The organism is Oleiphilus sp. HI0061, assembly GCF_001635675.1.
On the sequence record NZ_LWFE01001464.1, the window covers coordinates 1 to 539 of the forward strand.

The 539-nt window shown below is 51.0% G+C and carries 1 pseudogene; it reads left to right on the forward strand.

Annotated elements, in window-relative coordinates:
• Positions 1–539, forward strand: a pseudogene (locus A3735_RS23000) (NADH:ubiquinone oxidoreductase); the annotation flags it as partial.

A 539-nucleotide genomic window follows, 5' to 3' on the forward strand; every position in this document is an offset into this window, starting at 1 on the left:
CGCAATTGGTAGTGAGCATGGCATTCTCTATTTGCGCGCTGAATATCGTTACCTGCTGCCCTACCTAAATAGCGTATTGGAAGAACGACGTCGAGAAGCCCTGCTCGGCCAAGACATGCTTATTGACGAGTCAACCGGAACACGCTTTTCCTTCGATATCCGCATCCAACTTGGTGCAGGTGCCTATATTTGCGGCGAAGAAAGCTCTCTGATCAGCTCATGCGAAGGACAACGCGGAGAACCAAAAAACAAACCACCTTTCCCTGCGCAGAAAGGCTACTTGGGTTATCCAACAGTGGTGAACAACGTCGAAACCTTCTGCAACGTGCCTCATATTCTGGACAAAGGTGCTGAGTGGTTTCAGTCTCTTGGCACCGAGCACAGCAAAGGTAGCAAGCTGCTCAGTATTTGCGGCGACTGCGAGCGCCCTGGCATCTATGAAGTTGAGCATGGTATTAGCGTCTCCGATGCACTCGACTTAGCTGGTGCTATTGATGCAGAAGCTGTCCAGGTAGGTGGTGCCAGTGGCGAAATGATTG